This window comes from Microcoleus sp. (genome assembly GCF_049646505.1).
Classification (GTDB): Bacteria; Cyanobacteriota; Cyanobacteriia; order Cyanobacteriales; family Microcoleaceae; genus Microcoleus.
Genome location: NZ_JBARVX010000275.1, coordinates 1 through 6,913 on the forward strand (window position 1 = coordinate 1; position 6,913 = coordinate 6,913).

Consider the following 6,913-nt stretch of genomic DNA (forward strand, 5'->3'; position numbering starts at 1 on the left):
ACCCAAACAGGAACCCAAACAGGAACCCAAACAGGAACGACAGTCAAAACGACAGCCGGAACCCAAACAGGAACCCAAACAGGAACGACAGTCAAAACGACAGCCGGAACCCCAACAGGAACAAAAACCGAAGGTTCCAGAACCTGAAGTTGATGATATGAATCCTTTCCTTTAGATATTAAAAGCTAAAAATTAAAAGTTAAAAATTAACAATGGTAATTTTTAATTTGTAATGTCAGGAAAGGTCAATAGTTTCTTTTTCGTACACTTTTTGTTATTTACCTTCAGGCAAGCAGCTTTATGGCCGGTGATTACTATGAAATATTAGGCGTTTCTCGCAGTGCAGACAAAGAGGAAATTAAGCGTGCTTACCGCCGCCTAGCTCGCAAGTTCCATCCAGATGTCAACAAAGAATCTGGTGCTGAGGAGCGGTTTAAAGAAATTAACCGCGCTTACGAGGTACTCTCAGAACCGGAAACCCGCGCCCGTTTTGACCGTTTCGGTGAAGCAGGCGTCAGCGGTGCAGGCGCGCCGGGGTTCCAAGACTTCGGCGACAGCTTTGCTGACATCTTTGAAAGCTTCTTCCAGGGGTTTTCCACGGGCGCGGGCGGCCAACAACAAGGTCGCAGGCGCAGCGGCCCGGTTCGCGGAGATGATTTGCGGCTAGATTTGCGGTTGGATTTCCGCGAAGCAGTGTTTGGTGGGGAAAAAGAACTCCGGATCAAGCACCTAGAAACCTGCGAAACTTGCACCGGGACTGGCGCTAAACCGGGAACGAGACCCCAAACTTGCTCGACTTGTACCGGCAGCGGGCAAGTCCGCCGCGCTACCCGCACTCCTTTCGGCAGCTTTACTCAAGTTTCAGTTTGCCCTACTTGCAACGGCACGGGGCAAGTGATTGAGGACAAGTGCGAAACTTGCGGCGGTCGGGGCCAGAAAGAAGTGATGAAAAAGCTGAAAATTACTATTCCGGCTGGGGTTGACAACGGTACTCGCTTGCGCGTTTCCAATGAAGGGGATGCGGGAAAATTGGGCGGGCCGCCGGGGGATCTTTACGTTTTCTTGGCTGTGAATGAAGACCCGCTATTTAAGCGGGAAGGCATTAATGTTAATTCGGAAGTGAAGATTAGTTACTTGCAAGCAATTTTGGGCTGCCGATTGGAAGTGGAAACTGTAGATGGGCCGACGGAATTGTTGATTCCTACGGGAACTCAGCCTGGTACTGTTTTGACTCTGGAGAAAAAAGGAGTGCCCCGGTTGGGAAATCCAGTCAGTCGCGGCGACCATTTGATTGCGGTGTCGATTGATATTCCGACTAAGGTGACGGCGGAGGAGCGCGAGTTGCTGATGCAGCTTGCTAAGCTGAAGGGCGATCGTACTGGTAAAGGCGGCTTGGAAGGATTTCTGGGCAATTTGTTTCAGAAATAAGCAAATATTTGACACCCAATGGGTGTCAAATTTTCTTGTTTGATGATTCCGTGGCAATTTTTTAAATTCTCTCTCAAAAAATTGTGTCCAATTGGACACAATTTACCCAAGAAGAATAATTCGCCGACAATTGGTTTAATTCTCTCTCAAAAAATTGTGTCCAATTAATCTCATTTTCTCCGAGAAGAATAATGGCAGACAATTGCTTCACGAAAAACTAAGCCTTTCAGGATTTGAGATGGGAAATTTGAAAATAGAAAGCACATGATGAATTCAACCTCGAAAATTGAAAATCCCAAATCCCCAGATGCCAAAATCGATCTGCGGGGGACTCCGTGTCCTCTGAATTTTGTCCGCACTAAACTGCGCTTGGAGCAAATGGCTCCGGGTGCTGTTTTGGAGGTGTGGCTGGATGCTGGGGAGCCGATCGAACAAGTGCCCGACAGTCTGAAAATGGAAGGCTACCAGATTCTAGAAACGCAGTTTGTCGCGGATGAGCCAGATTCCGGCTTTTTTGCGATGAAGGTGCAGCGCCCAGAAAACCAGGAAGCAGGATGAGTCTGAATTCCTCCTCGATAGTCGGTACTGTAGTGGCTGTTCAGGCTAACTTCTACCGAGTCAGGTTAGATCCAGCCGCTGGGATTCACGAAAATATAGCCCTGGCGGATGCTCCAACTCTGCTGTGTACTCGCCGCACTCGACTGAAAAAAATTAATCAACAGGTGATGGTGGGCGATCGCGTGGTGGTAGACGAACCCGACTGGACTGACCGCCGGGGTGCAATTTCTGAAGTCTTCGGGCGCCAAACAGAACTCAACCGCCCGCCTGTAGCTAATGCCGATCGCATTCTCTTGGTTTTTGCCCTCGCCGAACCGGATTTAGACCCCGCATCATTAACTCGGTTTTTAGTCAAGGCAGAATCTACAGGTTTAGAGGTGAGTTTGTGTCTGAACAAATGCGATTTAGTTTCGCCCCAAGAGTTGGAACAGTGGCGCGATCGGCTTTCAAGCTGGGGCTACGAACCCATGTTTATTAGTGTTCGCAGCGGATTGGGAGTCCAGGAAGCTGTGGCAAATTTACAAAATACAAGTTATATCAAAAAAATAGGTTTCCAGCCTTTAGCGAACAATATAGATAGTTCTATGTTGCCTTTTGAGGGCAACTCCCTACAGGAAAATTCGGTTGTTCCGTTAGATGCGTTAAATTCCGTACAAAATCCGTTGCCGAATTTGCTTGAGGGCCGCACCTCAGACAAAATAACGATAATTTGCGGCCCTTCTGGAGTGGGCAAGTCCAGCTTGATCAACCAACTAATTCCGGCGCTTAACCTGCGAGTGAACGCTGTTTCAGGAAAACTCGGTCGCGGGCGCCACACGACTCGCCACGTAGAACTATTTGAACTCCCCGGCGGGGGACTGTTGGCGGATACTCCGGGCTTTAATCAGCCGGCTCTAGAATGCGATCCGTCGGAGTTAGCGGAATATTTCCCAGAAGCGCGCCAGAGGCTGGCTGTGGGTAGCTGCCAGTTTAGCGACTGTTCGCACCGAGACGAGCCTAATTGTGTGGTGCGGGGATCTTGGGAACGCTACCAGTATTACTTGAGTTTTCTGGAAGAGGCGATCGTCCGCCAGCAAACTCTGCAAAACTCTAGCAGCGCCGAATCGAGTTTGAAGCAGCAAACCAAGTCGGATGGTACGCAGCAGTACGAACCGAAGCTGCAAACTAAGAAATATCGCCGCACGAACCGCCGCCTGCAACACCAGTCGCTGCAAGATATGTGTCAAGACTTGGACCAATTGTGAGCCATCCGCAGCGGCATCGCCCGCCATTCGGCAGACAATAGTACCGAGACTTATCGTGAAACGGGTTCGATCGAGGAAAATACAGAGATTTCAGCCAGAGGCACCGTTTGCCAAACCCGGTTTCTTTAATGGCGATCGCGTAAGTCCTGAGTACATTAGTCGCTAAAATTAAATGGCCTTGGATTTGTTAAAAAAAGTAGAACAGAAGCAAAAGTTAGCGGGTACTGCAGGAGCAAAAATATTGTGAATATTCAAGAACTGTTTGAAAAAGGCGGCCCCGCCATGTGGCCCCTGTTAGTGTTATCGATTCTGTCTGTAAGTACCATTATCGAGCGCTTGTGGTTCTGGGCGAGCCTCTTGAGCAAAGAAAAGCAGATAGTTAACCGCATTCTTGAAGCTGCCCGCAGCGATTGGGGGGCGGCTAACGAGATGGCCAGACAAGCTAACCGACAGCCGATCGGGCGATTTCTATCTGCACCCTTGCGCCTGTACAATCCCGAACCCGACTTATTTCGACTCGCGCTCGAAGCTGCCGCCGATGAAGAGTTGGCTTCGATGCGCCGCGGCGACAAAATCTTAGAAGCTACGATCGCTATATCTCCTTTGCTGGGCTTGCTGGGAACAGTTTTGGGCTTGATTAACTCGCTCAGTTCGATCCGTCTCGGCGATATCGGTACGGCGGCCACGAGTGGCGTCACTTTGGGGATTGGCGAGGCGCTGATCACTACTGCTTGTGGGATGGTAGTAGCAATTTTTACCTTGGTGTTTTATCGGATATTTCAAGCTTTTTTGTTCAACCAGGCAAAAATATTTCGCCGAGCCGGAAATGAACTGGAATTGCTTTACAGGCAATACTGGCCGGTGGCTAATGCTAAAGGTCGATCGCCCGGTGCAGAATACAGCAATTCTTCCTTTGGTTCCGATGGTTTGAACAGGCGTTCCCTCAATTCTCAAGAACCGGGAGAACGGAATCGGGAGCCGAAATTGAAAGGTTCCGATCCTGATGTTGATTCTACTTCTAATAATTAGAACGATGGAGAACTAATGAAGATTAATCTAGAAACTCCAGAAGAAGAGGCTCGGATTGAACTGGTGCCTTTAATTGATGTGATATTTTGCATTCTGACGTTTTTTCTGCTAGCGGCTTTGCAACTGACTCGCCAGCAAGCAATTAATGTCGATTTGCCCAAGGCGAAGACGGGACAAACGCAGATGCGAGAGATGCTGATTGTCAGCATTGACGATTTCGGGCAAACTTATATCGACCAATTGCCTGTTAATTACCAACAGCTCGATCGAGTTTTAAAGAGTTTTCACACTACAAATCCTACCGGGTTGACGGTGTTGTACGCCCCTCAAAATGCTAGATACGCCAAAGTGGTCGAGGTTTTAGACAAATTGCGAGAGGTAGGGGGCGATCGAGTTGCCCTGGCCACTCTTCCTAGTTCGGCTGCTTCTTTGCAGCCAAATCAACCGCTTCCCAACTCTGGCATTCCTGCGGCACCTTCGGGCAATATCGGTCAACCGCTACCCTCTCCTGTGCCTCCACAGCAGCAGGAGTTCAATCCCAATCAGTTTCAATCCCCTCTTCCAGCTCCACAGCAGCAGGAGTTCAATCCCAATCAGTTTCAATCCCCTCTGCCAGCTCCACAGCAGCCTAGCAACTCTGGAGCCAATGGGGGCATTCCTCCTATTTCTCCTGCACCTACTGCTCCCAATGCCAACCCTGGAGTCGCCGCTCCACCGCAGAATGTCGGGCCCTCGAATTAGTCATTAGTCATTGGTCAGTAGTCATTAGTCATTAGTCATTAGTCATTAGTCATTAGTCATTAGTCATTAGTCATTAGTCATCGCTCATTGCTCATCAGGAAGAGGGAAGAAAGAACAAGGAAGAGGGCTATAACGGCTTCGCGATCGGGCAAAAAGAACGAAGAAGAAAAAAGAGATTTGACACTCCCTGTGAAGCAGCAGCAGGGATTCTAAAGAAACTACCAAAAGGTAATTCTTGAAGGCGCTGTCAAAACACCCCTACAAACTCCGTTAAGGTCAAGCCCTAACATCGTCTCTACTTTTCTCAATATATTGGCCGCCCCATTGCAGTCAGCATTGATGTACCAATTTTTCGCACTCGTCCGGTACAAACCGCGTTTTACCCGTCTACCCGTTTCCTTCCACCCATCGGGTTTTTCACCGATTTTAGGTAGGAAATCACGGTCTACGAATGATGCTTTAGATGTGTAACTTTCTTCAGTTTCAATAAACTTAATGCCGTATTGTTCGCACAGTTGAGCAATACGGTTTTTCAGTCGTGCCGTAGGAATTTGAACAAACTGCTGATTTGTTTTTTTGCCCATACTGGCAGAATCTTTCTGCCTTTTGTTCCACCCAAAAACGATAACACCGATTCCGTTTTTGATACAGTGATTAACAACTAAACGAGCTGCTTTATTTACAGCATCGCGCATGCGACGGTTTCGCTTTTGGGTCAATCGCGCCAATTGATGTGACCAAAAACCATTATGCTTGCCCTCCATCAAAGCTGCTACCCGCTTGTTATACCACTGATTAACCGACTTCAAATGCTTGCCGTCAATGATCAAGCTTGTCCCTGAGTTGCTGACGCAAGTAAGCCAGTTACTAATACCGTGATCGATACCTAAAGCTTTTTGGTTGTCTACAGCAGTTTGAAAGCTGGCTGTTTTGTAAACAAACTCGGCGTAAAAACAGCCATTTCTGGGGAGAATTCTAATTTCTCTGATATCGGCATAGTCTAAGTTAGTAGGCATGGGGACTTGAAAGTTCTTCAGTCCAAACCAAGTTGTTACTTTTTGACCGAGAGGGATTGAAATTTGACCGTCAACCAACTTTTTCCCAAGCGCTTGCTTTGGATAAGCGATCAGATGAAATCCACCAGGAGTGCGGTAGCCAGGAAACTTTGGCTTGTTTTCGAGTTTACCCTCCCAAAACAATTCAATTAATCCTTTGAAAGATTTTACCGATTCACCAACGGCACCGCAAGTCTGCTGAGCAGCTTGAGCGCATAAAGCTCCGTAATGAGGATTGCGCTTTAATGCGTTAATTACGTCAAATGGACGGACGAAAGTACGAGCCTTGAAATATATTTGGCGAGCGTAATAAACCGCACAATTGTGCAGCTTGTTCGATTCTTGGCAAATGTATTCTAGAACCGCCCGGAGTTCTTTATTAGGCTTGAGTAGGATTTGTTGACACCCAAACATTGGCATCCTTTTATTGTAATATATTGATTGTACACGACTATTTAACGGAGTCAATACCTCAACTAAAATCGTTAGAAAATATATCCAATAACCAAGAAAAAATATAGAACACTGGTAGCCTAAAGGCTACAACTGCGTTTCATCCCCGGCTTGAAAGACCGGGGTTTGCGCGTGACGCGCTATAGCAGTTCTCACTCTCGATGAGGTATTGATCCCTCAATCCCTCAATCCCTCAATTCCTCAATCGCCCAATTCCTCAATCGCCCAATCTCAAGTCTAAAACTTGTACGCTCGCGACTTGTGAGCCAGCGTAGCCGAAGCAAGCCGAAGTATCTAAAATCTAATATCTCAACTCCTCGCCTGTTTGAGAAAGGCTATAAATAGAAATTCTCCCTCTCCCCCAATCTCCCCCTCTCCCCCTCTCCCAATCTCCCTCTCTCCCCC

6 protein-coding genes are annotated in these 6,913 nt (G+C 47.8%); 5 read left to right on the plus strand and 1 reads right to left on the minus strand.

Annotation, left to right across the window (positions count from 1 at the left end; genetic code table 11):
* Positions 1-300 precede the first annotated feature (300 nt).
* The 5 genes from dnaJ to WBA89_RS14945 all read left to right on the plus strand — a co-directional run bounded on the left by dnaJ (position 301) and on the right by WBA89_RS14945 (position 5,000).
* A complete protein-coding gene (gene dnaJ / locus WBA89_RS14925; RefSeq protein WP_424407685.1) occupies positions 301-1,428 on the plus strand; it encodes a molecular chaperone DnaJ in 1,128 nt (375 codons plus the stop codon).
* 267 nt (positions 1,429-1,695) lie between these two features.
* On the plus strand, positions 1,696-1,986 hold the full coding sequence (locus tag WBA89_RS14930) for a sulfurtransferase TusA family protein (RefSeq protein ID WP_424407695.1): 291 nt from the start codon (positions 1,696-1,698) through the stop codon (positions 1,984-1,986).
* Positions 1,983-3,230: a ribosome small subunit-dependent GTPase A gene (gene rsgA / locus WBA89_RS14935; protein ID WP_424407687.1), complete on the plus strand. Its 1,248-nt coding sequence runs from the start codon at positions 1,983-1,985 to the stop codon at positions 3,228-3,230. The genes WBA89_RS14930 and rsgA overlap by 4 nt, the downstream gene beginning before the upstream one ends.
* Before the next feature lie 243 nt (positions 3,231-3,473).
* A complete protein-coding gene (locus WBA89_RS14940; protein WP_424407689.1) occupies positions 3,474-4,259 on the plus strand; it encodes a MotA/TolQ/ExbB proton channel family protein in 786 nt (261 codons plus the stop codon).
* A gap of 15 nt (positions 4,260-4,274) precedes the next feature.
* Positions 4,275-5,000, plus strand: a complete 726-nt coding sequence (locus WBA89_RS14945) for a biopolymer transporter ExbD (protein ID WP_424407691.1) — start codon at positions 4,275-4,277, stop codon at positions 4,998-5,000.
* A 218-nt stretch (positions 5,001-5,218) separates the two neighbouring features.
* Here WBA89_RS14945 and WBA89_RS14950 read toward each other — a convergent pair whose 3' ends face one another.
* Positions 5,219-6,523: an RNA-guided endonuclease InsQ/TnpB family protein gene (locus tag WBA89_RS14950; protein ID WP_424407693.1), complete on the minus strand. Its 1,305-nt coding sequence runs from the start codon at positions 6,521-6,523 to the stop codon at positions 5,219-5,221.
* Positions 6,524-6,913 lie beyond the last annotated feature (390 nt).